This is a genomic window from Pseudomonas sp. CFII64 (genome assembly GCF_000416235.1).
Lineage (GTDB): Bacteria > Pseudomonadota > Gammaproteobacteria > Pseudomonadales > Pseudomonadaceae > Aquipseudomonas.
This window is the reverse complement of sequence record NZ_ATLO01000011.1, coordinates 1-24,746: the sequence shown is the minus strand read 5'-3', so window position 1 is coordinate 24,746 and position 24,746 is coordinate 1. Positions and strand designations below refer to the sequence as shown.

The following is a 24,746-nucleotide window of genomic DNA, read 5'->3' as shown; positions in this document are numbered from 1 at the left end:
TTAGCAGATGAACACGAAACGCCAGGAAGACCTTCAACGTATCGCGTATCAGGAACAGGTGCTGCGCTTCCGGGCGTTCGACAAGAGCGCGGCGTGGGACCTCGGGCAGCGTTTGAAAATCGCCAGCGAGGAAGCGGACGTGTCCACGACCATTGAAATCCGGCTCGGTCGGGAAACCGTATTTTTCTATTCGATGACCGGCACCGCTGCGCAAAATGCCGACTGGGCACGTCGCAAGCGAAACGTCGTGGAGATGATGAGCCGCAGTTCCTATGGCGTCGGTTTGGCAGCCGACGAGGAGGGTGTCGCGTTTGAGGTCTTGATGGGTTTGCCGCCGCGAGACTATGCCTGCCATGGCGGCAGCTTCCCGCTGAAACTGACAGATGGGGACTTTATTGGCGTCGTCACGGTGTCCGGGCTGCCGCAGCGCGAGGATCACATTCTGGTGGTGCAGGTCTTGGCGGCAATGTGCGGTGTCGATCTGGCGGATGTGGCGTTGCAACCCTAGCGCTACGCGAATCTTACCGGTCGGCCGGGGCTGCCGTGCTACTGCGCAATGCCAACTCAAACGGCAGCACCACATGACGCTGGGCAAGCGGTTGCTTCTCGATCAAGGCGATCAGCATCTCAACGGCTTTGCGGCCGAAGGCTTCGGCGGGTTGGGCGATGGTCGTCAGCGGCGGGTCGCAGTACGCCGCAAAGGGGATGTCGTCGAACCCCACCAATGAAACATCCTCGGGCACCCGCAAGCCCTGACTTTTGATCTGTTTCAGCGCGCCGATGGCCATCTCATCGTTCTCACAAAAAAGCGCGGTGGGACTGTCGGGCAGGTTGAGCATCGCTGCCGCGCCATCCAGACCCGCCTGCAAGGTGAAATCGCCGTGACAGATCAGCGCGGGATCGCAGGTGATTGCGGCCTGCTGCAATGCATCCTGATAGCCCGCCACTCGATCACGGGTCAACGGGCTGCTTTTCGGGCCCTTGATCAGGCCAATGCGCCGATGGCCCAGTTCAATCAGATGTTCGGTCATGGCCTTGGCGGCGGCGCGATTATCGAGGCTGATCGTCGGATGGCGGCCACCTTGAATCACCTCGCAGGCATTGACGATGGGCGGCAACTCGGCGGTGGGAAAGGGCGCGGCAAACGGGTCATAGGCGCGCAGCTGGATCACACCATCGGCTTGATGGGCATAAACCAGCTCGGCGAATTCCCGTTCGACTTCCTCGCGGCCCTGGGTGTCGCACAGCAGCAGGCGATACCCGGCGGCCTGTGCGGCTTGCTGCGCGCCACTGATCACGCGGGCGAAAAACACGTTGGCGATGGCCGGCACCAGAATTACCAGATTCCCGGTTCGACGCGAGCGAAATTGCACGGCCATCAGGTTCGGCCGGTAACCGGCCTTTTCCACGGCAGCGTTGACCTTGTCCCGGGTATTGGGCAGCACGCGCTCAGGCGACTTCAGTGTTCTGGACACCGTGGCCACCGAAACGCCGGCAAGCCGGGCTACTTCACGGATATTGGACAAGACCACCTCGTTATCGAACAGCGCGGTCGGCGAGCTTACCGCAGGTCGGGCATGCCCTGAAATGTCTGTGAATTTTAATCCGGGGTTTGACACCTCGCACAACCGGGGCTAGATTTCCATCTTGATGTAACCGGTTACATCTAAAGCATTTGTAATCCGGAAACCGCCTCACACAGAGAACAATTGCGATGAACGTTGCAGTACCAAAAATAAGAATCGGATTCGTGGGTGGTGGCGAGGGCGCCTTTATCGGCGCAGCCCACCGTCAGGCGGCCGGGCTCGACGGGCGTTTCGAGCTGGTCTGCGGCGCGTTCAGTCGCGATGCGCAAAACAATCAGAACACTGGCACGGCGCTTGGCTTGCCGGCTTCGCGCTGCTACAGCGACTGGCAGCACATGCTCGACGCCGAGGGTGTGTTGCCCGCCGAGCAGCGCATGGAGCTGGTGGTGATCGTCACCCCCAATCATTTGCACGCGCCGGTGGCCAGTCGGGCGCTAAGTGCGGGTTTCCATGTGTTCAGCGAGAAACCTGCAGCGCTGAATCTGGCCGAATTGCTCGCCCTCAAAGAGGTGGTTGAGCGCAGTAACCGTATCTACGGCCTGGCGCACACCTACCTGGGTTATCCGATGGTCTGGCAGGCGCGGGAGATGCTGCGCAGCGGCGTGATTGGCGCGGTGCGCAAGGTGATCGTCGAATATCCCCAAGGCTGGCTCAGCCAGGACGTGGCCGGGCAGGGCAACAAGCAGGCCAGTTGGCGTGATCAACCGGAGTTGTCCGGGGCGGGCGGCTGCATTGGGGATATCGGTACTCATGCCTTTTCTCTGGCCGAGTTCGTCGCCGATCAGCCCATCCAGCAACTGTGCGCCTTGTTGGGCGTGCACGTTGCCGGGCGTCAGCTGGACGATGACGCCTCGATGTTGTTCAAGATGGCCGAGGGTGCCAGCGGCGTGCTGATTGCCAGCCAGGTCTGCGCAGGCGAAGAAAATCCGCTGAAAATCCGTGTTTACGGCGACAAGGGCGGCCTGGAGTGGCGGCAGGAAGAACCCGCCAGCCTGATCCACCGCGCCCTCGATCAACCCATGCGCGTCTTGCGCTCCGGTGTGGGCCAGCCCTGGTTGTGTGAAGCGGCCAGCCGACGCATGCGCTTGCCCGCCGGGCACCCGGAAGGCTATCTCGAAGCCATGGCCAATCTTTACGGCGATCTTGCCAGCGCCATTCGTGGCGACGTGGCGGGTCACGATGCCCCCGGTGTACCCGGCATCACGGTCGGTCTGCGCGGCATGGCCTTTATCGAGGCCGTCATCGCCAACCATCGCGGCGACGCGAAATGGACCGAACTGGCGTGCACCCCATGACTCTGGAGACTTGTATGAACGACACTCCCCAAGCCGCTACCGGCGTACGTGGGCCGGGGATTTTCCTCGCCCAGTTCATGTCCGCAGAAGCGCCTTTCGATAGCTTGGCCAACATTGCCCAATGGGCGGCATCGCAAGGCTACAAAGCCATCCAGCTGCCGACCCTCGGCCCGTTCATCGACCTGAAACGCGCCGCCGAAAGCCAGGATTACTGCGACGAACTGAAAGCGGTCTGCGCCCACGCCGGCGTGGAAATCAGTGAGTTGTCGACCCACTTGCAGGGTCAGTTGGTGGCGGTGCATCCGGCGTTTGACCAGCTCTTCGATGATTTTGCACCGGTCCATTTGCGTGGTCAGCCCCAGGCGCGCACCGAATGGGCCATCGAGCAGTTGAAGCTCGCCGCGCGTGCCAGTCAGCGCCTGGGTTTAACCGCCCACGCGACGTTTTCCGGCGCATTGCTCTGGCCCTACATCTACCCTTGGCCGCAGCGGCCGAGCGGCTTGGTCGAGCAAGGTTTTGCCGAGCTGGCCAAGCGTTGGCTGCCGATTCTTGACTGCTTCGAGCAAGCCGGTGTCGACCTCTGCTATGAGATCCATCCTGGCGAAGACCTGCACGACGGCGCCTCGTTCGAGCGCTTCCTGGACGCGGTCGATCATCATCCACGCGCGGCCATCCTCTATGACCCGAGTCATCTACTCCTGCAACAAATGGATTACCTCGGCTTCATCGATCGCTATCACGAGCGTATCCGCATGTTCCACGTCAAGGACGCCGAGTTTCGGCCTGATGCTCGCTCGGGTGTCTATGGCGGTTATCAGGGCTGGGTCGAGCGGCCAGGACGCTTTCGTTCTCTGGGCGATGGCCAGATCGATTTCAAATCAATCTTCAGCAAACTGACCCAATACGACTTCACAGGCTGGGCCGTGCTGGAGTGGGAGTGTTGCCTGAAGGACTCCGCGCAGGGCGCAGCAGAAGGGGCGGCATTCATCGAGAACCACATGATCAGCAAGACCCGAAAAGCCTTCGATGATTTCGCCAGCGTGGCGTCCGACCAAGGTTTCAATCGACGCCTGCTGGGGTTGCCCGACGCCTGAATAGCGCCTTTGCCTTGCCGCTCGCTCCCACCAAAAAAACAATAAAAAGGTAACTGTTATGACCACGATGACCGCGCGATTGAGCGCAATGATGTTCCTGCAGTTTTTTATCTGGGGCGGATGGTTCGTCACCCTCGGTACATTCCTTGCCAGTAACCTGGGCGCCAGCGGCGGGCAGATCGGCATGGCGTTCTCCACACAGTCCTGGGGCGCAATCATTGCGCCTTTCGTGATTGGGCTGATCGCCGACCGTTTCTTCAATGCCGAGCGCATCCTTGCGGTGCTGCATCTGATTGGCGCCGTCTTGTTGTACCAGCTCTACCGCGCGCCGGACTTCAGCGCGTTTTATCCGTTTGTCCTGGCCTACATGATTATCTACATGCCGACCCTGGCCCTGGTGAATTCAGTGGCGTTCCGGCAGATGAGCGACCCTGCACTGGAGTTTTCCCGCATACGGGTGTGGGGCACCATCGGTTGGATCGTGGCCGGCGTGGTGATCAGCTTCGTGTTTGCCTGGGACTCCCAGGCTGCGATTTCCTCGGGTGGGCTGCGCAATACCTTTTTGATGTCGGCGATTGCGTCACTTGCGCTGGGCATCTACAGCTTTACGTTGCCGCGCACCGCACCTCTACCACCTGAATCGGGCAGCGGCGGCCTCAAACAAATGCTCGGGCTGGACGCCTTGGGTTTGCTGAAAGACCGCAGCTATCTGGTGTTTTTCATCGCCTCGATCCTGATCTGCATTCCGCTGGCGTTTTATTACCAGAATGCCAATCCGTTTCTGGCGGAAATCGGCGTGGCAAACCCTACCGCGAAAATGGCCATCGGTCAGGTCTCCGAAGTGCTGTTCATGCTGCTTCTGCCGCTGTTCATTCAGCGTTTCGGCATCAAGATCGCGCTTTTGGTCGGCATGCTGGCGTGGGCCTTGCGCTACCTGTTGTTCGCCTATGGCAACAATGCTGATCTGGTGTTCATGCTGTTCACCGGCATCGCGCTGCACGGCATTTGCTACGACTTCTTCTTCGTTTCAGGCCAGATCTACACGGACGCCAAAGCCTCGGAACGCTTCAGAAGTTCGGCTCAGGGCCTGATCACGCTGGCTACCTACGGGTTGGGCATGTTGATCGGCTTCTGGGTCGCCGGGAAGGTGACCGATCATTACGTTTTGACTCAAGGCCATGACTGGAAAAGCATCTGGTTGTTTCCGGCAGCGTTCGCCCTGGCGATTTTTTTCTGTTTTTCCCTGGCGTTCCAGGGTCGCCAGCCGGTCGCGCAATCGACTCACTGATCGATTTGCTTGGACCGAGGAACAGTTACCGCACGAGCCGTTGATGCGGGCCGGGATCGTTCATGATCCCGGCGTATTTTGCCAGCCGCGGCGTGCTAGCGGCAGGTCCAGCAGACGCTTGCCAGTGGCATCGCTGATGGCGTTACCCAGCGCCGCGGCCATGGGCCCCTGGACGATTTCTGCCGCTCCAAGAAACGGCTGCCCTGGCTGATCAATCATGTGCACCTCGACCTGTTCCGGCAACTCGGGAAAACGCATGATCGGATAGCCGCTCCAATCGAAGCTGTGCATGCCCTTGGCGTCATAGAGGATACGTTCATAGAGCGTCCAGCTGGCGGACTGCACAATGCCGCCCTGGATCTGATTGAGCAGGCCGTCGGGGCTGACAATCTGCCCCACATCGACCGCAGTAACTACCCGATCAATTGTCACTTGTCCGGTCTGGCGCTGCACATGCAACTGCACAGCGATCGCGCAGTAACCCATGATGTTTTTATAGCGAGCGAAGGCGAAGCCGATTCCGCTGCCGGGGCCTGTTGCCTTTTGCGGCCAACCGAAGGCGCTGGCCACACGTTCCACAACCGCACGTGCGCGCGGGTCGCTCAAGTGATTCAGGCGAAATTGCACCGGGTCCACGGCGGCCTGCGCTGCCAGTTCATCGACCGTGCTCTCGATGGCGAACACGTTGATATGGGCACCGAGCGAGCGCATGGCCGAGGTTCTGAATGGCATGGTCAGAACGAAATTCAGATCGACCTTCAGGTTGGGGATTTCATACAGCGGAACCGCGTTACGGTCGCCGTCCCCCTCAGGTTGGGCAATCGGGACCGAGGGGGCAGGGGTGAAGGGTCTGGCTAACAGCCACGCCGGTAGCAAACGCCCGGCATTGACGATGCGTTCGTTGTGCGGGGTACTCCAGATTTCGTATTTCCAGTCGCGCAGGCGCCCGCTGTTGTCCAGGTCCGCTTCCACTTCGGCAAGCATCGCCGAGCTGTAGGGCTCCCAGAGATTTTCCTGTTCGCGCATCCACTGCACCCGTATGGGCTTGCCAGGTATGGCCATGGCGATCAGCGCGGCATCGGCAGCGGCGTCATCCGCGCCGTTGTGACCATAGCAACCGGAGCCTTCGGCGTGGATGCAACGCACCTGAGCCACGGGCAGACCGACCATCTCGGCGATCCCCGAGCGCAGAGGATAGACTCCTTGAGTGTGGGTCCAGACGGTCAGTGTCCCCTCCTGGAACCAGGCCACTGCACAGGACGGCCCGATTGAACCGTGCATGAGGTATTGCTTGGTCACCCGAGCTTTATAGGCGCGAGGCGCCTGTTGCGCGAGGTTGCCCTTGGCGCTGACCGGGTAGTGCCGTGCTGGCAGCTCGGTGAGGAGTTGATGGATATGGCTTGAGTCGGGCAGCGGATTACCTTCTGTCCAGCGGGCAGTGGCGTAGCCTTCGCGCATCGCTTTGACCGCCAGCCATTCATCGGTAGCGACCACGGCGAGATAGCTGCCGTTGCGGACCAGTTTCACCACTCCGGGGAGTTTTTTGACGGCGCCCTCGTCGATGGCCAGCAACTGACTGCCGCGCCGGGGCGGACGTATCACACGGGTATGCAGCATCTCGGGCAGGCGCATGTCCTGCACATAGGCCGCACCGCCGCTGACTTTGGCTGGAATATCCAGACGAGGCAATGATGTGCCGATCAGGGTGAAGCTGTCGGCTGGTTTGAAAGGGGAGCTGACCGATGCGAAGCGATGCAGTTGAACCCCGACAACCGCTTGTGCGTAGGTCATGCTGCGGCCTGGCGCATCGTAGATCACGGCGTCTCGCGTGGTCAGGCTGTCAATGTTGCTCTGCCATTGCCGTGCCGCGGACTCGAGTAACAGCTGACGCACCTGGGCCGCCGCATTGAAAAGCGCGGTACCACTGTCGACGATCGTATGACTGCCGGCGGTGTAACCTTCATTGGGTGTCAGCGCGGTGTCGGCGGTGAGAAAACGGATGAGCGTTGGGGGCACCTCCAGGCGTTCGGCGGCGATCTGCAGGAGCGCAGTTTTGACACCGGTGCCCAGTTCCACTTTGCCGGTGTAGACGGTGATGCCATCTTTCGCATCGATGCGGATCCAGGCGTCCAGATAGGGGGTGGCCCGCAGGCTGCCGGGCAGATCAGGTGCCAGGATTTCCGTGCCCAAGGTGTCCACCTCGGTGTCAGCGAGGGCGCGCGGAATACCCGGGAGCATCGCGAAACCCATCACCAACGCGCCGTTTATCACAAAGGCGCGGCGGCTCAGATTGACGTTTTGCGTTGCGGTTTTCATACCTTGGCCCCTTGCGCGATGACCGACTTGATAGCAGCGAGGATCCGCACATGAGTGCCGCAACGGCACAAGTTGGGCGCCATGTGGCGCCGGATCGTTTCATCATCCGGATGAGGGTTGGCCTCCAACAAAGCCTGCGCCCGTACGATCATCCCCGCGATGCAATAACCGCACTGCGCCGCCTGTTCGTCGATAAAGGCTTTTTGCAACGGCCCCGGTTGATCGGCGCTGCCCAGGCTCTCCACCGTACGCACTGATTTGCCCTCCAGCGCACCGCACGGTGTCAGGCATGAAAATACCGGTTTGTCGTTCACTAAAACCGTGCAAGCACCGCATTGACCCAAACCGCAGCCGTACTTGGCGCCATTGAGCCCCACCTGATTGCGCAAGGCATATAGCAGCGGCATGTCCTGCGGGATGTCCAGCTCATGAGTCTTGCCGTTTATGTCGAGTGTGATCACGGTTGTTGCTCCTGAGCCCGAATGCTCTTGATTGTCTTGTCCAGGTCCGTCCAGGGTCTGTTGCCACAGCTCTCGTTGCGCAAATATTCGGCAATCGCGGCTACGTGGGCATCGTCCAGGCTATCGGCGAAGGCAGGCATGTAGTGGCTGGGTGCGGCGGTGGACATCGGAATGCCCTGCACGATGGTCTTGATCAAATTACGCGGCGAGTCCGCTGTCACCGCCGAGGTATTGGCCAGAGCAGGCCTTGCTTCAATGGCCCGCATGGGTGCGGCGCTGCCGTGGCAGCTCGCGCATGCTCCGTCGAACAACGAGGCGCCCAGAAGTGCCTTTTCCGTGCGCCTGGGCTCAGGGGCGCAGGGCGGCGGTTTCGCATCCGATGAGGTTTTCTTGAGGTCAAGAATGTAGTGCGCAATGGCTTGGGCGTCTTGCGCCGGCAACTGCGCGATGCTCAGGCTGACCGGCAACATCGGGCCTGCCGCTGCGCCGTGTTCTGCAGCGACCTCACCCGTCAGATAGGCGACCAACTGGCTTTCATTCCAAGGCTGTTGCGCATCGGTCATTCCGCGCAGGGCAGGGGCCGTCCAGCCGTCCACGATACCGCCAGTAAACAGTTCGCTGCTTTTTTCCCCGCCAATCAGGTTCAGAGGCGAATGGCAGGATGAGCAGTGTCCGGGGCCCTCGACCAGATAGCGTCCGCGGTTCCATTGCGCCGAGCGGTTGGGCAGTGGTTCCAGCGGATCCCCATGCAGGAACAGCAGGTTCCAGAAAGACACCAGCGCACGGAAATTCATGGGGAACACCATATGGTTTTCAGGTGCGGTGTAGTTGACCGGGTCCACGCTCATCAGGAAGGCATAGGCATCCGCGATATCGGCATCGCCCATCTTTCGGTAATGCACGTAGGGGAAGGCGGGATAGAGAAAATGCCCGTCTCGCGCGATGCCTTGACGCATGGCCCGTTCAAACGCTTCCAGCGACCATGCACCGATACCGGTATCCCGGTCCGGGGTGATATTGGTGGTGAAGAGCGTTCCGAACGGCGTTTTCAGCGGTAAGCCGCCCGCCATATACGCGCCCCCTGGCCGCGTGTGGCAGACCGCGCAGTCTCCCGCTTCGACAATCTGTCGGCCTCTGTCCAGGGTATCGCGGCCCGCACTCTGAGGCTGGCTGACAGCGGCAATTTCCGGCCTCCACATCATCCAGAATGCGAACCCTATTCCCACGACACCCATCGCCAGTACGGCACCGATGATCGTCTTGCGCTTCATCGCCTTACCTCTCGAGCTGCGTTAACGACAGATTTTTCAATCCGCCGCGAGCAATTGGCTTACGGCGATTTTCCTGTGGAGTGAGCTTAGAGAGGGCGGTTGTGAGGGAGTACCCCATCAAGGCGCAACGCTATATTGCGCCGGGTGCAACGACGCGGTCCGCCGGCGCAGTGATCGCCTTGTCGTTGCGTTTCGCGAAAAACAACGTTGCGCCGCCAGCGGATTCTCTGATGGAGCCCGAAGACCTAACGTGGAAGTGTGAATATTCCACAACGGAGACCGTCATGAGTTTGCACTCAACCGATATACAGGTGACCTACGACTTCATCTGCCCATGGTGCTGGATCGGGGAAGAAAATCTCGAACGCGCGCTTGCCGCCTCGGGTTTTTCAACTGACCGCCAAATGACTTTCCTGCCTTATCAATTGAATCCGGACATGCCGATTAGCGGCATGGACCGTAAAGCCTATCGCTCTGGCAAGTTCGGCAGTTGGGCACGTAGCCAGGCCATGGACGCCCAGGTCGCTCACGCCGGTAAGGCAGTCGGTCTTGAATTCGATTACAAGCGAGTCGAAAAAACCCCCAACACCCTGGCAGCGCATCGTTTGGTATGGCGGGAGCAACAGACGGGTAGAGACGCTTGCTTGCTGGTCAAGGCCATTTTCAAGGGGTACTTCGGGGACGGGCGGGATATCGGCGACCTCAATGTGCTGGCCGATATCGCTGCTGAAATCGGCCGGGACCGAGAGGCCATTGTCGACTTTCTCAATACCGATGAAGGCACTGCTGAAGTCCTGAAACTCGAAGCCAGAGCCAAGGCATCCGGTGTGCGCTCGGTACCGAGTATTCAGATTGCGGATGACGTGATCAGCGGTGCCCAGCCCACCGGAATAATTGTCCAGATACTAAAACGAAGCCAGGCAGCTTAAGCCGCTTTTCAATCGCTATTCGTTCAGGAAATCATCATGACTCATCACTTGTTCAGCCCGATCAAACTCGGCGAACTCACCCTTGATCACCGCGTCGCCATGGCCCCTCTGACCCGCTCACGTGCGGGCCAGCCGGGCAACGTACCGACAGCGCTGAACGTTGAATACTACCGTCAGCGCGCCAGTGCCGCGTTGATCATTACCGAGGCTGCGCAGATTTCGCAGCAGGGCCAGGGTTACGCCTGGACGCCCGGCATCCATAGCGACGAGCAGATTCAGGGCTGGAAGGCTGTCAGCGCGGCCGTGCACGCTGAAGGCGGACACATTTTCCTGCAGCTTTGGCATGTGGGGCGGGTGTCGCACCCGGTGTTCCAACCCAACGGCGGCTTGCCAGTGGCACCGACCGCGCAGCCGGTGCCCGGCAAGACCTTCATCCTGAATGAACAAGGTGAGGGCGTCTGGGGCGATGTACCGGTCCCTCAGGAACTGGACATTCCGGGGATTGAAGCGATTGTTGCAGACTTCCGCAGGGCCGCGCGCAATGCGCTTCTGGCGGGTATGGACGGTGTGGAAATTCACGCGGGTAATGGCTATCTGCTTGACCAATTTATCAACAGCGCCAGTAATCAGCGCAGTGATCGCTACGGTGGAAGTATCGAAAACCGTGCGCGGTTACTGCTTGAAGTCGTGCAAGCCGTGACCGCAGAAATAGGTGCCGAACGCGTTGCGGTGCGCCTGACACCGATGGGGCGTTTTATGGGGATGGGCGATGACACGCCAGAACATACCTTTGGCTACATTGCTTCCCGGCTCAATAGCTGGAATCTCGCTTACCTGCACCTGGTAGAACCCATGATGGTTGGCACAGTGCTCGACCACAGTAACGATCCACGCTGGGACGCCATCATCAAACAGTTGCGCACTGACTTTCACGGCGTACTGATGCTGGCGGGTGGTTACACCGGCGAAACCGCAGAACAGGCAATCGCGCAGGGTCGTGCCGACCTCATCGCTTTTGGGCGCCCGTTCATTGCCAACCCCGATTTGCCTGCTCGCTTGCGTGGTCGTACCGAACTCAACCTGGCTGATGGCAACAGCTTTTTTGGCGGCGACGCCAAGGGGTATACCGATTATCCGGTGCTGGCATAACGCAGCGACACATCCAGATGCCATGGGGCATCCGGACTTTACGGGGAGAAGGTTATGAAGAGTCCAGATATTCCGAAGGCCTTGGTCATCGGAGGCTCGCTGGGTGGTTTATTCGTCGCCACGGCCTTGCGTGCAATCCGCTGGCAAGTCGAAGTTTTCGAGCGATCCCCCGCCGCACTGGATAGTCGAGGCGGTGGCATCGTGCTGCAAGCGGATGTCTTGCATCATCTTCGCTATGCAGGTATCAAACCTGTTAGCGCGCTCGGGGTCCGCTCACATGATCGTCTGTATCTGGATCAAGCGGGTTCCGTCGTCAATAAAGAGCCGATGCCACAAACTCAGACATCCTGGAACACACTGTACAACGCATTATTCTCTGCATTCCCTGCCGAGCATTATCACCGGGGTAAGACCCTGGTAGACCTGACTCAAAGTGAGCAACGGGTGACGGCGATTTTTGAAGATGGCAGCAGCGCCGATGGGGACCTGCTGATTGGCGCCGATGGCGCAGGTTCAACTGTGCGAAGTGTGATGTTGCCTGGGACGGCACATACCTATTCGGGGTATGTGGCCTGGCGTGGACTGACCGATGAAGCCAGTCTTCCAGACTTCGCCAAAGCGCAGCTTTACGAGAACTTTGTGTTTCAGCAGGAACCTGAATCGTTGATGCTGGAGTACATGGTGCCAGGCTTGAATGGCTCGATTAATCCTGGTGAGCGACGGTTCAACTGGGTCTGGTATCTGAAAGCTGCTCAAGGACCGGAGCTGAATGCCGTGCTCACTGATAATAATGGCCGCCGGCGTAACCACTCCATTCCACCGGGGATCTTGGCACCTGAGCAGGATGCTTATATACGGGAAATGGGTGAACAGCATGCCAACCCGGCTTTTCGTGAATTGATTCGGCAGACCCGGGATATTTTTGTGCAGGCGATCCTTGATCTCGAAGTCCCGCAGATGGTGTTTGGCCGCGTGCTGTTGACGGGCGACGCTGCCTTTGTGCCGCGCCCACACACAGCCGGAAGCACGGCCAAGGCGGCCAGGAACGCGCTGTGCCTGGCTCAGGCGATCGACGACATTGGCGACATCGACAAAGCACTGTTGGTTTGGGAGCAACAGCAACTTGGCGAGGGCAAGCGCATGGGCGAATGGGGTGTCAGTATGGGCAACCGGATCATGGGCATCCCCCGATCCTGATTTTCCAGGTCACACCCACAACCGGTGAGCACATCCATGCAAGACTGCCGATGGCTGGCAATGCACAGTGGTTATCTTTACGTTTCAATCTCGGACTCCGTCTATGGATAAGTTGCTGGCGCTGAAAATGTTTGTCGAAACCGTGCGCTGTGGTGGTTATTCGTCAGCGGCGCGCAAGCTTGGCATCTCCACTTCGTCAGTGACCCGGCAGGTGGCGGCGCTGGAAAACGAGTTGGGCGCCAGCTTGCTTAACCGCACCACGCGCAATACGAGCGTCACAGTGGCGGGCCAGAACTATTTCGAAAAGGCAGTGGCGATCCTCGACGCAATTGACGAAGCCGATGCCGTCGTTACCGACCGAGGCAGCGAAGTCCAGGGGCGTTTACGGGCCAGCGTTCCGGTGGAATTCGGCCGACGCATCATCGCTCCCCATTTGGGCCGCTTGCTTGATCGCCATCCCGGGCTGGAGATCAGTCTTTCGCTGAGCGACGAGGTGACTGACCTGCTCAGCGAGCAAATCGATGTGTCAGTGCGTCTTGGTTCATCGGTCGTCAGTGATGACATCGTCAGCAAGCGGGTGGGTGATTTCCAGCGTTGGGTGGTGGCGAGTCCCGAATACTTCGCGCGTACCGGACTGCCCCGACACCCGCGTGACCTGTTGGAGCATCAGTGCCTGCGTTTTGATTACCGCACCGGACACCAAAACTGGACGTTCCAACGCGATGAGGAAGTCGTCCGCGTGAATGTGCAGGGTCGGCTGCAGAGCAACAATGCCGACATTCTGCGCGAGGCGGCGTTGGCGGATGGCGGGGTGACGCTGTTGGCCGACTGGCTGGTGCGTGACGACGTTGGCGAAGGCCGCCTGACCCGCGTGCTCGAGCAATACGAGGTCAACCCCGGGAGCGCAAGTACCTGCATCAATGCGCTGTATCTGCCCAATCATCGCGGTTCCAGTCGGATCAATGTGTTCATAGAGTTTCTCAAGGAAATACTCGTTCCCTGAAATCCTGACCTGCTCATCTCGGGGCTCGCTGAATTGCGCGTCATCTTGATTGGCGTCAAACGCCTGGATCGGCGGGCTCTGTATCCTGCAGAGGCGCTCAGGAACTCGCGGGGGTGGATTTCTCACTGTGGGTGAATCCTGTTGCTGTATCGAGAGCGAGAATCCCATGCTCTATCCGCTGTTTCTCACCTTGCATCTGTTTGCCGCGCTGATTTTTATCGGCACGGTATTTTTCGAAGTGCTGTTCCTGGAGAGCATCCGCAAACAACTGCCGGTCAAGGTCATGCTGCTGGTCGAGCAGGGCATTGGTCGACGTGCCCGCGCCTTGATTCCATGGGTTCTGCTGGTGTTGTTCGGTGCCGGGTCGGGGATGGTCTGGCTGCGTTATTTGCCCGTTCTCGCCACACCAATGGCGTCATCGTTTGGCACATTGCTGATGCTGAAAATCGTCGTCGCGGCCAGCGTGCTGCTGCATTTCCTGGTCGCCATGGCGCTGTTCAAAACTGGCCGGATGAAAGCTCGATTCCTGCATTTCATCCATGGCAGCCTGTTCTGCCACATGATTGTTATCGTGCTGCTGGCCAAGGGCATGTTTTATCTGACCTGGTGAGCGGACTTGCCCGCTGGTCCTTTGCGCAACCAGCACTTTGCTCATGCTTGATACAAGTCAAGGAGCATGGGCCGTCCAACCCCGACACTGGTGGTCCGCAGCCTGTCTCGGAGACCTGTCATGCTCAATTTATTTCACGATCCCGGCGCGCTTGACGCTCGGTGTGAGCAAAGCGTGCTCGATCCCAACGGCCCTGTCGACACTGAAAAATTCCATGAAGGTATCGGCTCCCTGGATTTGCTTCGCGCCTTGCGCGTCAGTCGCAAGAGGGGCCGCCCGCTATCACTGAATGTGCAGTTGCCTGCTCGCGATAGCGCCGGCGAGCACGGTGGTATCGAACGTTTTCTGCAGTGTCTGGAGCATGAAATCAACCTCGTCAGTTGTCACCTGGGGTCGGAGCAGCAGGTCGAGCAGTTTCATCTTGGGGGTGGCACACCGGCTACTGCACCTGTGCGGCAGCTGATGAACCACCTGCGTCGCCGTTTCAACTTTCTCGGCCATGAGTGTGGTGACAACAGCATCGAAGTGGACCTGCACCATACCGATTGGTCGACCATGGGCGTGCTGCGTGACCTGGGCTTCAACCGGGTCAGCATCGGCGTTCCGGATATCGGTGTCGACAGTGAGATGTCGGGGGCTTGCTACCAGAATCCGGCGCCCATCCATTCGCTGGTCGATGCCGCTCGCACCTTTGGCTATCGCTCTATCAATGTAGATCTGGGTTATGGCCATGCCTGGCAGACCCCCGAAAGTTTTGCGCTGAAACTGGCAACCCTCATCGAGCTGGAGCCGGACCGGCTGCTGGTGTTTGATTATGCCCGGCCACCGCTACGCTATCGGCCAATGGCCGCAGACAACATCCGCGCGGCGTGCAGCCAGGACGATAAAGGCGCCATGCGCCGCATCTGTTTTACCCTGCTGATCGGTGCCGGTTATCACTACATCGGCCTGGGGCAGTTTGTCCGGCACGATGACGATCTGGCGATTGCTCAGGAGCGCGGCCGATTGCGGCGCACTTGTGAGGGATTTACCCGTTACGGCTATTGCGACCATATCGGACTGGGTTTGGGCGCTATCAGCCAGATCGACAATGTGTACACGCAAAATACCGACGATCTGCAGCGCTATCAGCAGCAGCTGGACAGGGACCAATTGCCGACGAGTCGCGGTTGGCGCTGCGAGGCATGAACCCCAATGCAAGTGGATTGATCATGACAACTTCGTTTGATTTCAATCGCGCTCTGGTCGAAAAGTATGACCGTCCTGGGCCGCGCTACACCTCTTACCCGACTGCGCCGCAGTTCCATCAGGCTTTTGCCGTGGATGACTATCAGCGCGCCGCCGCCGACAGCAACCTTGCTCCGGTGCCCAAGGCCCTGTCGGTCTATATCCATATTCCGTTCTGCAAAAGCCTTTGTTATTACTGCGCCTGCAACAAGATCATTACCCAGAAGACCCACCGCGCCGTCGAATACCTGACCTACCTCAAGCGGGAAATCGGCATGCAGGCCGCGTTGTTCGACAAGTCGCGCAAACTCACGCAACTGCACCTGGGTGGTGGCACACCGACCTATCTGACCAGCGAACAACTGGCTGACCTGATGGACTGTCTGCACCAGGCTTTTGACATGGACGACAGCGATGACCATGAGTTTTCCATCGAAGTCGATCCTCGCACCATCAGCACCGAGCAGATTCAGTCATTGCGCCAGTTGGGGTTCAATCGCCTGAGCTTTGGTGTGCAGGACTTTGATCCGCACGTGCAGGCCGCGGTCAACCGTCAGCAAAGTGAAGAGCAGATTTACGCGCTGGTCGCTGCGGCACGCCAGGCGCAATTCAAATCGATCAGCGTCGATCTTATCTACGGTCTGCCCTTGCAGACCGTGAACAGCTTCGATGTCAGCCTCGGCAAGATCATCGCGTTGCGTCCGGACCGGATTGCGGCCTACAGCTACGCCCATTTGCCGGAGCTGGTACGCGCCCAACGGCTGATTCGCCCCGCCGACATGCCGCCCCCGGAACGCAAGCTGGAGTTGCTTGAACTGACCATCCGCCGTCTGACCGAAGCCGGTTACGTCTATATCGGCATGGACCACTTCGCCTTGCCCGACGATGAGCTGGCGTTGGCCCGGGCCAATGGCACCTTACAGCGCAATTTCCAGGGTTATTCAACCCATGCCGATTGCGATCTGATCGGTCTCGGCGTGTCTTCGATCGGCAAGGTCGGTGACAGCTACAGCCAGAGCGTCAAGGAGCTTTCACAGTATTACGCCCGGCTCGATCAAGGCTTGTTGCCGGTGCATCGGGGTTATCGATTGAGCGCTGATGATCAGCTGCGCCGTGAAGTGATCAGCGATCTGATGTGCCATGGCCGCATCGATTTCGGCAAATTTGAAGCGCAGCATGACTTCTGCTTTACCGAGTATTTTGCCGATGCCCTGGCGCAACTGGACGAGCATGTGCGCGATGGATTGCTGCAGATTCACGACGACTCGCTGGTGCTGTTGCCCCACGGGCATTTGATGATGCGCAGCGCGGCGATGGCGTTTGATGCCTATCTGGGCGGCGAGCAGAAAGGCCGTTTTTCACGCACGGTTTGAGCTGCGAGGCGCTCTATCGCAAGGGATTGCATCAAGTTGATTTCAATCAAGGGCAGGCTGCGCCACGCACCCTAACATGCGTGCAAGACCCTTGAAATCAGCGAATCCATGACAATCCATCAGCCTTCGATACATGGCAACCGACGCGCCTTGAGCGTCGGGCTGATGGTGATGGTCTGGCTGATGTTCTCGACGTTCACGGCGGTTCAGGCCAAGTCGTACGGCGACATCGAGCAGCAGCGTATCGACAGGGCGTTTCCCGACACCGATGCGGTTTCCGCGCCCGAAGGCCGCTATAAAGTGCGCACGCTGTCCGCAGCCGGCAAGGTCCTCGGTTACGTATTCCAGAGCCTGGATGTGGTGGATATCCCTGCCTACTCGGGCAAGCCGATCAATACCCAGGTGATTCTCGATACTGCTGGCGTGATTCAGGATGCCTATGTGCTGGAGCACCACGAACCGATCTTGCTGATCGGCATTCCCGAAGAAAAACTTCACGGCTTCAGTAGCCGATACAAAGGGATCAACGTCAGTCAGCGGGTAGTCGTCGGCCATTCCAGCGACCCCAGCGCGGTCACTGTCGATGCGATTGCCGGTGCAACGGTCACCGCGATGGTGGTCAATGAGGTGATCATGCGTGCCGCCCATGAGGTGGCCGTGTCGCTGAAGCTGGTTGCAGACAAAGGCGGGATGGTGAACAAGCCCGCCACCGTCCGCGCCGATTTTTTCCAACCCGCCAGCTGGGAACAACTGACCGGCAACGGCGCGATCCGTCGCTTGAACCTGACCCGTGGGCAAGTCGACGCCGCCTTCAAGGGCACCGAAGCCGAAGGCGTCGAAAGCGCCGGTCCTGACCAGGTCGATGACACCTTCATCGAGCTGTACACCGCCGACTTGAACCCGCCGACCGTTGGCCGCGCGCTGCTGGGCGACAACCAGTATCGCTTTCTGATGCAGGACCTCAAACCCGGCGAGCAGGCCATCGCGGTGCTGGGTCGTGGGCTGTATTCCTACAAGGGTTCAGGTTACGTGCGTGGCGGGATCTTCGATCGGGTGCAATTGCGTCAGTTCGGCAATGTCATCAGTTTCCGCGACATGGACCATCAGCGACTCTCTGACGTGTTCGCCAAGGGCATGCCCGACTTCAATGAGATGTCGATTTTCATTGTCCGCCAACCGGCCGGATTCGATCCGGGATCGCCGTGGACCCTGGAGTTACTGGTTCGGCGTCAGACGGGGCCGGTCAGCGGCACCTTCAGCAGCTTCGAACTGCTTTACCAGATGCCCGAGCAATACCTTGCGCGTCCGGCCCCGAGTGCCGAGGAACTGGCCGCCATTGAGGAAGCCAGTCGCCCAATGTGGATGACCATCTGGTATCAGAAATACTTCCAGATCGCGGTACTCGCCAGCGCGTTGCTGCTGCTGACGGCGATCCTGTTCCTGCAGGACACACTCACTCGCCGGCCACGGTTTCTGCACTGGCTGCGTCGCGGTTACCTGCTCTTCACCGTGGTGTTCCTGGGCTGGTATGCCTTGGGCCAGCTGTCAGTGGTCAACGTGCTGACCTTCGTGCACGCGTTGTTCGAGCATTTTCGCTGGGAACTGTTTCTCACCGATCCGCTGATCTTCATGCTCTGGGTTTTCGCGGCCGCCAGCATTTTGCTGTGGGGCCGTGGGGTGTTCTGCGGTTGGTTGTGTCCGTTTGGTGCCTTGCAAGAGCTGATCAATGAAGCCGCGCGCAAGCTGAAGATTCCCCAATACGAATTGCCATTCGCGGTCCATGAGCGGTTGTGGGCGATCAAGTACCTCATTTTGCTGCTGCTCTTCGGGATTTCCCTGGAGTCGATGGCCACCGCCGAGATGTTCGCCGAAGTAGAGCCTTTCAAGACGGCCATCACCCTCAGGTTCGATCGCCAGTGGTGGTTCGTCCTCTACGCCGTGGCGCTGCTGGTCATCAACATTTTCACGCGCAAAGTCTATTGCCGCTACATCTGCCCGTTGGGCGCGGCGTTGGCGATCCCGAGCAAATTACGCCTGTTCGACTGGCTCAAACGCCGCAAGGAGTGCGGTGATCCTTGCCGGCTGTGCGCCAAGGAATGCGAGATCCAGGCAATTCACCCGGATGGTCATATCAATGCCAACGAGTGCCATTACTGCCTCGATTGCCAGATGACCTATCACAACGAAAACAAATGCCCGCCGCTGGTCAACAAGCGCAAGAAGCGCGGCAAACCCACGTCCGTGGGGGCGCAATTGATACCTGTCGTGGAAGTGAGCGCGCCTGACTGAAGCTCGCGAGCGCACCGCTGCAGTGACCGTTTTATCCCTTCAAGGAGTAACACAAGATGACTGACACAGAATCCAAAAAAAACGGGCAGGAAGAAGAACACGTCGGCCTCAGCCGGCGCGGTTTTCTGGGCAGCAGTGCGGTGGCCGGCGCGGTGCTGGCGGGCGCCACGGGTCTGGGCAGCGCGGTGTTCAGCCGCGAATCCTGGGCGGCGGCGGTCAAGGACGCCCAGGCGAAGATCCATGTCGGCCCCGGCGAGCTGGACGAATACTACGGTTTTTGGAGCGGTGGTCATCAGGGCGAAGTGCGGGTGCTGGGTATACCGTCGATGCGTGAATTGATGCGGATTCCGGTGTTCAACGTCGACTCGGCCACCGGTTGGGGCCTGACCAACGAAAGCAAACGGATTCTGGGCGACAGCGCGAAGTTCCAGAACGGTGACTGCCATCACCCGCACATCTCCATGACCGACGGCAAATACGACGGCAAGTACCTGTTCATCAATGACAAGGCCAACTCCCGGGTCGCGCGCATCCGTCTGGACATCATGAAGTGCGACAAGATGCTCACGGTGCCGAACGTACAGGCGATTCACGGCCTGCGTCTGCAGAAAGTGCCCTACACCAAGTATGTCTTCGCCAATGCCGAGTTCGTCATCCCGCACCCCAATGACGGCCATACGTTTGATCTGCAAGACAAGAACAGCTTCACCATGTTCAACGCCATCGATGCCGAAAAAATGGAAATGGCGTTCCAGGTCATCGTCGACGGCAACCTGGACAACGCCGACGCCGATTACACCGGCAAGTACGCGGCGTCCACCTGCTACAACTCGGAAAAGGCCTACGACCTGGGCGGCATGATGCGCAACGAACGCGACTGGGTCGTGGTGTTTAACATTCCGCGTATCGAGGCCGCCATCAAGGCCGGTAAGTTCATCACCCTGGAAAACTCGAAAGTGCCGGTGGTCGATGGTCGTAAAACCGATGGCAAAGACTCCGAGTTCACGCGTTACATCCCGATTCCGAAGAACCCCCACGGCCTCAACACCTCACCCGACGGCAAATACTTCATTGCCAACGGCAAGCTTTCGCCAACCGTATCGATGATTGCCATCGACCGCCTGGACGACTTGTTCGCCGATAAATTCAAGGACCCGCGCGAGGTTATCGAAGCCGAACCGGAGCTGGGGCTGGGGCCGCTGCACACCACCTTCGACGGGCGCGGCAACGCCTACACCACGTTGTTCATCGACAGCCAGGTGGTGAAGTGGAACATGGCGGAAGCGGTTCGGGCCTACAAAGGCGAGAAGATCAATTACATCAAGCAGAAGCTGGACGTGCATTACCAGCCTGGCCATAACCATGCCTCGCTCACCGAAACCAGCGAAGCGGATGGCAAATGGCTGGTGGTGTTGTGCAAATTCTCCAAGGACCGCTTCCTGCCGACCGGGCCGCTGCACCCGGAAAACGACCAGTTGATCGATATTTCCGGCGAAGAAATGAAACTGGTGCACGACGGTCCGGCGTTTGCCGAACCCCACGATTGCATTCTGGCGCGCCGGGACCAGATCAAGACCAAAAAGATCTGGGATCGCAACGATCCGTTCTTCGCCGCCACCGTAGAGCTGGCCAAAAAGGATGGCATCAAGCTGGAGACCGACAACAAAGTCATTCGCGATGGCAATCATGTGCGGGTCTATATGACCTCCATGGCGCCGGCCTATGGCCTGACCGAGTTCACCGTCAAGCAGGGCAACGAAGTGACGGTGACCATCACCAACATCGACCAGATCGAGGACGTGTCCCACGGCTTCGTCATGACCAACCATGGCGCCAGTATGGAGATCAGCCCGCAGCAAACCTCATCCATCACCTTCACCGCCGACAAGGCCGGTCTGCATTGGTATTACTGCAGCTGGTTCTGCCACGCGCTGCACATGGAAATGGTTGGCCGCATGAAGGTCGAGCGGGCCTGACCGTTTGCCGTCGACAGGAGCCAGCCGATGACTGACATCAAGGGAAACCCGATCAAGGTAATCGCGCTTGCGCTCCTGCTGATGTCCGGCAGTGCGCTGGCAGTGCAGCCCATCACCACCTTGCCGCTGCGGATGGATGCCGAACAGCGCTGGCACCTGCCGGCGGGCGAGTACCGTGGCTCGTTCAGCGTCGATCAACCGATGCAGATTCTCTGCGAGCCCGGTGCGGTGTTTCAGGGGCAAGGGCAGGGCAACGGTGTGATCGTCAGCGCGCCGAACGTCGGCATCGAGGGCTGCACCTTCCTGGACTGGGGGCACGATCTCACGGCAATGAATGCCGCGATTTTCATCCAGCCCAAGGCCGGTGGTGCGCTCATCAAAGGCAATCGCATGCAGGGCCAGGGTTTCGGTATCTGGGTCGATGGCACTCAGGACGTGAGTCTGATCGACAACCGGATTCAGGGGGATCCGTTGCTGCGTTCCCAGGATCGCGGCAACGGTATCCATTTGTATGCGGTGCACGGTGCCAGGGTCATTGGCAACCAGGTGCGCGACACCCGCGATGGCATCTATATCGACACCTCCAACGGCAACCTGCTGCAAGGCAACACCCTGGAAGACCTGCGCTACGGCGTGCATTACATGTTCGCCAACGACAACCAACTGATCGGCAACATCACGCGTCGCACCCGCACCGGCTATGCCTTGATGCAAAGCCGCAAGCTCACGGTGATCGGCAACCGCTCCGAACAGGATCAGAACTACGGCATCCTGATGAACTACATCACCTATTCAACCTTGCGCGACAACTTCGTCACGGACGTGCGCGACGGCTCGACGGGTGACAGCATGATCAGCGGCGCCGAAGGCAAAGCGCTGTTCATCTACAACTCACTGTTCAACAGCATTGAACACAACCAATTCGAACACAGCGCCGTAGGCATCCACCTCACGGCCGGCTCCGAAGACAACCGCATCGCCGACAACGCGTTTGTCGGCAACCAGCGGCAGGTGAAATACGTTGCCACCCGCCTGCAGGAATGGTCGGCAGATGGCCGGGGTAATTACTGGAGCGATTACCTGGGCTGGGACCGTAACAACGACGGCCTGGGCGATGTCGCCTACGAACCCAACGACAACGTCGACCGGCTGCTGTGGCTTTACCCGCAGGTGCGGCTGTTGATGAATAGCCCCGGCATCGAATTGCTGCGCGGCGTGCAACGGGCCTTTCCGGTGGTGAAAGCGCCGGGCGTACTGGACAGCCATCCGCTGATGAAATCCACCCTGCAAACCCTGACCCAGGAGCCCGACGCATGAATGTTATCGACATGGACGGCGTCAGCCAGCGCTATGGGCACACCACCGTGTTGCACGAGTTGAACCTGAGCCTGGGCACAGGCGAAGTGCTGGGCCTGTTCGGGCACAACGGCGCGGGCAAGACCACGAGCATGAAACTGATGCTCGGTCTGCTGCAACCCAGCGAAGGTCAGGTCCGGGTCTTCGGCCGCTTGCCCAGCGATCCGCACGTCAGGCGCATGCTGGGCTATTTGCCGGAGAACGTGACCTTTTATCCGCAGCTGACCGGCCTGGAAACCCTGCGTCATTTCGCACGACTCAAGGGGGCCGCACCGGCTCAGGTGGACGTGCTGCTGGAAGAAGTCGGCCTGACCGGAGCGGCGCAGCGACGGGTCAAGACCTACTCCAAAGGCATGCGCCAACGCCTGGGGCTGGCGCAAGCCTTGCTCGGCGAACCACGCCTGTTGTTGCTCGACGAGCCGACCGTCGGCCTCGATCCCATCGCCACCCAGGACCTATATCGGTTGCTTGATCGGCTGCGCAGCCAGGGCAGCAGCATCATTCTCTGTTCCCACGTACTGCCGGGGGTCGAGGCGCATATCAACCGCGCGGCGATTCTGACCCAGGGGCGTCTGCTGGCGCTGGGCAGTCTGCGCAGCCTGCGCGAGGAAGCCGGCTTGCCGACGCTGATTCGCGCCAACGGGCTCAAGCGTGCGGGTCCCTTGCAGGAATCCTGGAACGCCGCCGGATACGTCACCCAGCGCTGGGGCGCGGAAGGCCTGGAAGTGGCCGCGCTCAATGGCAGCAAGCTTGACCTGTTGCGCCAATTGCTCAATGAAGACGAGCCGGCTGACGTGGAAATCACTCCACCATCCCTGGAAGACATCTACCGCTATTACATGGGGCGGGCGGGTGCGAGTCCCAACGGAGCGATCGTATGAACCCGATCTGGAACATGGCCCGCAAGGAGTTCAGCGACGGCATGCGCAACCGCTGGTTGTTGGCGATCAGCCTGCTGTTCGCGATTTTGGCCACCGGCATCGCCTGGCTCGGGGCCGCGGCTTCCGGCCAACTGGGATTTACCTCGGTGCCTGCCACCATCGCCAGTCTGGCCAGCCTGGCGACTTTCCTGATGCCACTGATTGCCTTGCTGTTGGCCTACGACGCCATCGTCGGCGAAGACGAAAGCGGCACATTGCTGCTGTTGTTGACCTATCCGCTCGGGCGCGGGCACATCCTGCTCGGCAAATTCATTGGCCACGGGTTGATCCTGGCACTGGCGACGCTGATCGGATTCGGCTGCGCCATGCTGGCCATCGCTCTGTTGGTGGAGGACGTTGAACTGAACCTGCTGCTCTGGGCGTTTGGACGCTTCATGGTGTCGTCGACGCTACTGGGCTGGGGTTTTCTGGGGCTGGCCTATGCGCTGAGCAGCGTGTCTGCCGAAAAATCCACGGCGGCCGGACTCGCGCTGGGGGTGTGGTTCTTCTTTGTGCTGGTGTTCGACCTGGCGCTGCTGGCATTGCTGGTGCTCAGCGAGGGGCAGTTCAACCCGAAGGTGCTGCCCTGGCTATTGCTGCTTAATCCCGCCGATATCTATCGCTTGATCAACCTTTCCGGTTTTGCGGACGGGACCCATGCCGCAGGCGTGCTGACGCTGGGCAGCGATCTGCCGGTACCCGGCGCAATGCTCTGGTTATGCCTGATCGCATGGGTTGCGCTGCCGTTGAGCTCTGCCTGGCTGTTGTTCCGCCGTCGGGTGACATGAATTTACACTTTGGTTTTGGAGCATCTGATGATCAACACTCTATTTTCGACGACGGCACGTGCGGTGGCTGGCCTGATGGTCTGTGTGCTGCTGGCGGCCTGTGACGAACCCGCTAAAGCCAGTTACAGCGACGCTGCCGTGGCGTTTCACCCGAGCGATGAGTGTCATGTCTGCGGCATGATCATCGACGGCTTCCCCGGACCCAAGGGCGAAGTGGTGGAGCGTTCCGGGGTCAAGAAATTTTGCTCTACGGCGGAGATGATCGGTTGGTGGTTGCAGCCGGAGAATCATCATGGCGATGCCAGGCTGTATGTTCACGACATGGGCCGCAGTGCGTGGAACGCTCCGGCTGATTCTCATCTGATCAATGCCCGGGATGCTTTTTATGTGGTTGGCACTCGACTCAAGGGGGCAATGGGCGTGGTGCTGGCGTCGTTTTCCAGTCAGCAGGCGGCTGAGAAGCTTGCTGCCGAGCAAGGCGGTCGTGTGTTGCGGTTCAGCGAGATTGATCAGGCGCTGCTTCAGCAGCCGGAGATGTCTCAAGCGAATCACTGATTCGATGGGTCTTTGCCGGGTTTGTTGATTGGGTACATATCCATTGCTGCGGTAACGGCGGCT

20 protein-coding genes and 1 pseudogene are annotated in these 24,746 nt (G+C 59.5%); 17 read left to right on the top strand and 4 right to left on the bottom strand.

Features of this window, described 5'->3' with window-relative positions:
- Nucleotides 1-7: 7 nt before the first annotated feature.
- The gene (locus CFII64_RS07020; RefSeq protein WP_020290092.1) at nt 8-508 is read left to right on the top strand and encodes a heme-degrading domain-containing protein; all 501 of its coding nucleotides are present in this window, start codon (nt 8-10) and stop codon (nt 506-508) included.
- A 13-nt stretch (nt 509-521) separates the two neighbouring features.
- Here CFII64_RS07020 and CFII64_RS07015 read toward each other — a convergent pair whose 3' ends face one another.
- Nucleotides 522-1,526, bottom strand: coding sequence for a LacI family DNA-binding transcriptional regulator (locus CFII64_RS07015; protein WP_020290091.1), 1,005 nt, complete (start codon nt 1,524-1,526; stop codon nt 522-524).
- A 188-nt stretch (nt 1,527-1,714) separates the two neighbouring features.
- Here CFII64_RS07015 and CFII64_RS07010 point away from each other — a divergent pair, with 188 nt between their 5' ends.
- From CFII64_RS07010 to CFII64_RS07000, 3 genes are read left to right on the top strand one after another with little or no spacing between them, the layout of a single operon-like run.
- Nucleotides 1,715-2,881 (top strand): Gfo/Idh/MocA family protein, encoded by a 1,167-nt coding sequence (locus CFII64_RS07010; protein WP_044901226.1) that lies wholly within the window; start codon nt 1,715-1,717, stop codon nt 2,879-2,881.
- A 14-nt stretch (nt 2,882-2,895) separates the two neighbouring features.
- Nucleotides 2,896-3,975 carry a sugar phosphate isomerase/epimerase gene (locus CFII64_RS07005; RefSeq protein WP_020290089.1) on the top strand — a complete coding sequence of 360 codons (1,080 nt, stop codon included), beginning with the start codon at nt 2,896-2,898 and terminating at the stop codon, nt 3,973-3,975.
- A 58-nt stretch (nt 3,976-4,033) separates the two neighbouring features.
- On the top strand, nt 4,034-5,263 hold the full coding sequence (locus tag CFII64_RS07000; RefSeq protein WP_020290088.1) for a nucleoside permease: 1,230 nt from the start codon (nt 4,034-4,036) through the stop codon (nt 5,261-5,263).
- 60 nt (nt 5,264-5,323) lie between these two features.
- Here the strand turns inward: CFII64_RS07000 and CFII64_RS06995 are convergent, their stop codons facing one another.
- The 3 genes from CFII64_RS06995 to CFII64_RS06985 are packed head-to-tail and all read right to left on the bottom strand — an operon-like array spanning nt 5,324 to nt 9,311.
- A complete protein-coding gene (locus CFII64_RS06995; protein ID WP_020290087.1) occupies nt 5,324-7,579 on the bottom strand; it encodes a molybdopterin cofactor-binding domain-containing protein in 2,256 nt (751 codons plus the stop codon).
- Entirely contained in the window at nt 7,576-8,040 is a 465-nt protein-coding gene (locus tag CFII64_RS06990) for a (2Fe-2S)-binding protein (RefSeq protein ID WP_020290086.1), read from the bottom strand. The genes CFII64_RS06995 and CFII64_RS06990 overlap by 4 nt, the downstream gene beginning before the upstream one ends.
- Complete coding sequence (locus CFII64_RS06985) at nt 8,037-9,311, bottom strand: c-type cytochrome (RefSeq protein WP_020290085.1); 1,275 nt, start codon at nt 9,309-9,311, stop codon at nt 8,037-8,039. The genes CFII64_RS06990 and CFII64_RS06985 overlap by 4 nt, the downstream gene beginning before the upstream one ends.
- Nucleotides 9,312-9,541: 230 nt before the next feature.
- On the opposite strand from CFII64_RS06985, the gene CFII64_RS06980 reads away from it, so the two are divergent.
- The 13 genes and pseudogenes from CFII64_RS06980 to CFII64_RS06920 all read left to right on the top strand — a co-directional run bounded on the left by CFII64_RS06980 (nt 9,542) and on the right by CFII64_RS06920 (nt 24,683).
- A complete protein-coding gene (locus CFII64_RS06980) occupies nt 9,542-10,240 on the top strand; it encodes a DsbA family oxidoreductase (protein WP_256208036.1) in 699 nt (232 codons plus the stop codon).
- Between the two features lie 36 nt (nt 10,241-10,276).
- Nucleotides 10,277-11,389, top strand: coding sequence for an alkene reductase (locus tag CFII64_RS06975; RefSeq protein ID WP_020290083.1), 1,113 nt, complete (start codon nt 10,277-10,279; stop codon nt 11,387-11,389).
- A gap of 54 nt (nt 11,390-11,443) precedes the next feature.
- Nucleotides 11,444-12,586 (top strand): FAD binding domain-containing protein, encoded by a 1,143-nt coding sequence (locus CFII64_RS06970; RefSeq protein ID WP_020290082.1) that lies wholly within the window; start codon nt 11,444-11,446, stop codon nt 12,584-12,586.
- 103 nt (nt 12,587-12,689) lie between these two features.
- A complete protein-coding gene (locus CFII64_RS06965) occupies nt 12,690-13,589 on the top strand; it encodes a LysR family transcriptional regulator (RefSeq protein WP_020290081.1) in 900 nt (299 codons plus the stop codon).
- A gap of 166 nt (nt 13,590-13,755) precedes the next feature.
- Entirely contained in the window at nt 13,756-14,199 is a 444-nt protein-coding gene (locus CFII64_RS06960) for a CopD family copper resistance protein (protein WP_020290080.1), read from the top strand.
- A 120-nt stretch (nt 14,200-14,319) separates the two neighbouring features.
- Nucleotides 14,320-15,384, top strand: a pseudogene (locus tag CFII64_RS06955) (coproporphyrinogen III oxidase); the annotation flags it as partial.
- Nucleotides 15,385-15,410: 26 nt separating this feature from the next.
- On the top strand, nt 15,411-16,799 hold the full coding sequence (gene hemN / locus CFII64_RS06950; protein ID WP_044901225.1) for an oxygen-independent coproporphyrinogen III oxidase: 1,389 nt from the start codon (nt 15,411-15,413) through the stop codon (nt 16,797-16,799).
- 165 nt (nt 16,800-16,964) lie between these two features.
- Entirely contained in the window at nt 16,965-19,088 is a 2,124-nt protein-coding gene (gene nosR, locus CFII64_RS06945; protein ID WP_020290077.1) for a transcriptional regulator NosR, read from the top strand.
- Nucleotides 19,089-19,144: 56 nt separating this feature from the next.
- Nucleotides 19,145-21,064: a TAT-dependent nitrous-oxide reductase gene (gene nosZ / locus CFII64_RS06940; protein WP_020290076.1), complete on the top strand. Its 1,920-nt coding sequence runs from the start codon at nt 19,145-19,147 to the stop codon at nt 21,062-21,064.
- Between the two features lie 27 nt (nt 21,065-21,091).
- The gene (locus tag CFII64_RS06935; RefSeq protein WP_020290075.1) at nt 21,092-22,381 is read left to right on the top strand and encodes a nitrous oxide reductase family maturation protein NosD; all 1,290 of its coding nucleotides are present in this window, start codon (nt 21,092-21,094) and stop codon (nt 22,379-22,381) included.
- Nucleotides 22,378-23,301 carry an ABC transporter ATP-binding protein gene (locus CFII64_RS06930; protein ID WP_020290074.1) on the top strand — a complete coding sequence of 308 codons (924 nt, stop codon included), beginning with the start codon at nt 22,378-22,380 and terminating at the stop codon, nt 23,299-23,301. Before CFII64_RS06935 ends, CFII64_RS06930 begins: the two co-directional genes overlap by 4 nt.
- Nucleotides 23,298-24,128: an ABC transporter permease gene (locus CFII64_RS06925; protein ID WP_020290073.1), complete on the top strand. Its 831-nt coding sequence runs from the start codon at nt 23,298-23,300 to the stop codon at nt 24,126-24,128. The genes CFII64_RS06930 and CFII64_RS06925 overlap by 4 nt, the downstream gene beginning before the upstream one ends.
- 27 nt (nt 24,129-24,155) lie before the next feature.
- Nucleotides 24,156-24,683, top strand: a complete 528-nt coding sequence (locus CFII64_RS06920) for a nitrous oxide reductase accessory protein NosL (RefSeq protein WP_020290072.1) — start codon at nt 24,156-24,158, stop codon at nt 24,681-24,683.
- Nucleotides 24,684-24,746 lie beyond the last annotated feature (63 nt).